The 3,744-nt window shown below is 72.8% G+C and carries 2 protein-coding genes and 1 pseudogene; 2 read left to right on the top strand and 1 reads right to left on the bottom strand.

Annotated elements, in window-relative coordinates; translation table 11 throughout:
- Positions 1 to 72 precede the first annotated feature (72 nt).
- A pseudogene (locus tag SSOG_RS57605) lies at positions 73 to 1,604 on the bottom strand (NsdA family TPR-like regulatory protein).
- A gap of 190 nt (positions 1,605 to 1,794) precedes the next feature.
- Between SSOG_RS57605 and lipB the strand changes: the two are divergent.
- Positions 1,795 to 2,613, top strand: coding sequence for a lipoyl(octanoyl) transferase LipB (lipB, locus tag SSOG_RS32750; protein WP_009718552.1), 819 nt, complete (start codon positions 1,795 to 1,797; stop codon positions 2,611 to 2,613).
- A gap of 166 nt (positions 2,614 to 2,779) precedes the next feature.
- A complete protein-coding gene (gene lipA, locus SSOG_RS32745) occupies positions 2,780 to 3,724 on the top strand; it encodes a lipoyl synthase (protein ID WP_039939242.1) in 945 nt (314 codons plus the stop codon).
- Positions 3,725 to 3,744: the final 20 nt, after the last annotated feature.

Genomic DNA, 3,744 nt, shown 5'->3' with positions numbered 1-3,744 from the left:
GGTGCGGCCCGCCACGGCAGCGGCTGATGTCACAGCGGCGTCGCGGCCCCGCGAAGATCCGCCGGACAGTGCCTAGCCCAGGGCCGCGACCCGTTCGCGGTAGCTGCGGACCGGGGCCGCGTCACGGTACGGCTCCAGGCGGCGTTCGAAGTCGCGTACGTAGTCCAGCGCCCGCGCCGACCGCATCTCGGACGCCTGCTGCGCCGCCTCCGCGCCCAGCGTGCACGCCTGCTCCAGCTCGCCGAGGCCCAGCCGGGCCGTGGCCAGCACCACCCGGCTGAAGAGGCGGCTGCGGGCGAACCCGGCGCCCCGCAGCCGCAGGGAGCGCTCCGCGTGCTGGGCGGCGGCCCGGTACTGCTGGAGGTCCCGGTGGCTGTGGCCGAACTCGTCGGCCAGCTGCGCCTCGTCGAAGGTCCGCGCCCAGTGCGGCACGTCGTCGCCCGGCCGCGACGTCTCCAGCGCCCGCTCGGCGCGGGCGAGCGAGGCGGTACAGGCCCGCACCTCGCCCAGCACCGCGTGCCCGCGCGCCTCGACCGCGTGCAGCAGGGACTGGAGCACCGGCGGTGCGCTGCCGCCCACGCCCTGCTGGGCCACCCTGGCGAGCTGGACGGCCTCCCGGCCGTGGCCCAGATAGACGGCCTGGCGGCTCATGGTCACCAGCACGTAGCTGCCGTACGGCCGGTCCCCGGCGGCCTGGGCGAGCCGCAGCGCCTGGACGAAATACCGCTGGGCCAGGCCGTGCGCGGCGATGTCGTACGACGTCCACCCGGCCAGCCGGGTCAGGTCGGCGACGGCGCCGAACAGCCGCCGCCCCGTCGTCTCGCCGTACGTGCCGCGCAGCATCGGCTCGCCCTCGTGCTCCAGGTAGCGCACCAGGGCCTGGCGGGCGTGGCCGCCGCCGTACGTCTGGTCCAGCGTGCGGAACAGCTCGCTGACCGAGCGCAGCGCCGCGATGTCGCCCGGGGTCACCCGGTGGCCGGGGCCGCGCTGGACCCGGTCCGCCTGCCGCTGCCCGGGGCACCGGCGCCCGTCCGGCAGAGGTGCCCTGGCCCGCGGCAACCGCCCCGGTCGACGGCGGCCGCCCGGCCCGCGGCGGCGCCCCGGCCGCCCTGGGCCGGGACGGTCGGGGAACCGGCGGCCGCGGGCTCACCGCGCGCCACCCGGTCGTCGGGCCGTCCGATCAGCCAGTCCCGGCTGGGGACGACGAGCCCGGCCGGGGTGAAGGCGATCTTCCGCAGCTCCGCGTGGCTGCCGGAGTCCTTCCGCCACAGCCCGCTGACGATGTCCACCGCCTCCTGCGGGGTGGCCGCGAACTCCAGTCCCGCGTAGACCGGGGCACAGGCGTCAAGCCCCAGGTCCTGGGCGGTCAGCCGGCGGCCCAGCCGCCGGGTGAAGACCTCGGCGATCAGCGCGGGGGTGGTGCCGCGCGGCTGCTGGCCGCGCAGCCAGCGGGTCACCGACGTCTTGTCGTACCGCAGATCGAGGCCGTGTTCGATGCCGAGCTGGTCCACCCGCCGGGCGAGCCCGGCATTGGAGAAGCCTGCCTCGGAAATCAGCGCGGCGAGCTGACGATTGGGGATGCGCTGCGGGGGTCGTTCCGTCATCAGCCTGCCGGTCTCCCTGATTCGCCCTCTGGAACGGCGTGAATTTAACTGGCTGTAGCGGGCTGATCGCGCTGGTCGGACTCCTTTCATCCGATCGTGTGAGAACGAGCCGGATAGGGGTCCGAAAGCGCGCGGTCGTACAGTGGCGGAGGCACTGCCAACTGTTACGAGGTCCGAAGAGGAGCTTGCCGTGACCGCAACGTCCCCGGAGACGCCCCCTGCTTCGCAGACGCGACTGCGCTACGTCCATCTGGGGTTCGGGGCGGACGCCGTCGACTACCAGGAGGCGTGGCAGGAGCAGCGCCGGGTGCACGCGGCCCGTTTCGCGGACGAGGTCCCGGACACCTGTCTGCTGCTCGAGCACCAGGCCGTCTACACGGCGGGGCGGCGCACGGCCGACAACGAGCGCCCCCTCGACGGCACCCCGGTGGTGGACGTGGACCGCGGCGGCAAGATCACCTGGCATGGCCCCGGCCAGCTGGTGGGCTATCCGATCCTCAAGCTGCCGCGCCCGGTGGACGTCGTCGCGCATGTCCGGCGGCTGGAGGACGCCATGCTGCTGACCTGCGCCGACTTCGGCGTGGAGGCCACCCGCGTGGAGGGCCGCAGCGGGGTGTGGGTGCTGGGCGACCCGGTGGAGCAGCGCCAGGCGCTCGGCGGGCTGACGCTGGACTTCGACCCGCGGGTGGAGGACGAGGAGTTCGATCCGCGGCTGAACGGCCCGGAGTACGCCCCGTCCAACGCCGGACAGCGCCGCGAGGACCGCAAGCTCGGCGCGATCGGGGTGCGGGTCGCCAAGGGCGTGACCATGCACGGCTTCTCGTTCAACTGCAACCCGGACAACACCTCGTACGACCGGATCGTGCCGTGCGGCATCCGGGACGCGGGCGTGACGTCGCTCTCGGCGGAGCTGGGCCGGGAGGTGACGGTCGCCGAGGTGATCCCGGTGGTCGAGAAGCATCTGCGGGCGGTCGTGGAGTCCTCCGTCCCGCTGCCCCGCGCCGTGTAGGGCCCGCGCAGGGGGCCCTACCGCACAGGGCCCAGGGGAATGCGGCCCCCGACCTCACCGGTTGCCCTGGACGTAAATCCGTACGAATGACGGGCGTACCCTGGTGACCGCCGACGAATCGAAAGCCGCGCCACCCAGACTCGCCAAGCAAAGAGGAGTGCCGGACGTGTCCGCAGTCGCACCCGACGGACGCAAGATGCTGCGTCTGGAGGTCCGGAACAGCCAGACCCCCATCGAGCGCAAGCCCGAGTGGATCAAAACGCGGGCGAAGATGGGCCCCGAGTACACCGAGCTGCACGGCCTGGTGAAGCGGGAGGGCCTGCACACGGTGTGCCAGGAGGCGGGCTGTCCCAACATCTTCGAATGCTGGGAGGACCGCGAGGCCACGTTCCTCATCGGCGGCGACCAGTGCACCCGGCGCTGTGACTTCTGCCAGATCGACACCGGCAAGCCGCAGCCGCTGGACCGCGACGAGCCGCGCCGGGTGGCCGAATCCGTACAGACGATGGAGCTGCGGTACGCGACGATCACCGGCGTCGCCCGCGACGACCTGGAGGACGGCGGCGCCTGGCTGTACGCGGAGACCGTGCGGCAGATCCACTCCCTGATGCCGGACACCGGCGTCGAGCTGCTGATCCCGGACTTCAACGCGGACCCCGACCAGCTCGCCGAGGTCTTCTCGTCCCGCCCCGAGGTGCTCGCGCACAACGTCGAGACCGTCCCGCGGATCTTCAAGCGCATCCGCCCCGGCTTCCGCTACGAGCGGTCGCTGGAGGTCATCACCAAGGCCCGCGAGGCGGGGCTCGTCACCAAGTCCAACCTGATCCTGGGCATGGGCGAGGAGCGCGAGGAGATCAGCCAGGCGCTCCAGGACCTGTACGACGCGGGCTGCGAGCTGATCACCATCACCCAGTACCTGCGCCCCTCCGCGCGGCACCACCCGGTGGAGCGCTGGGTCAAGCCGCAGGAGTTCGTGGAGCTGAAGGAAGAGGCGGACGAGATCGGCTACGCCGGTGTCATGTCCGGCCCCCTCGTCCGCTCCTCGTACCGCGCGGGGCGCCTGTACCAGCAGGCCATCGACCAGCGGGCGAACACGGCCCAGGCGGTGTGACACCGATACGGCGATACGGC

The organism is Streptomyces himastatinicus ATCC 53653 (assembly GCF_000158915.1).
In the GTDB taxonomy this organism is placed as follows: Bacteria; Actinomycetota; Actinomycetes; order Streptomycetales; family Streptomycetaceae; genus Streptomyces; species Streptomyces himastatinicus.
Note: the sequence above shows the minus strand (reverse complement) of the source record. Positions and strands in the feature narration are given on the sequence as shown.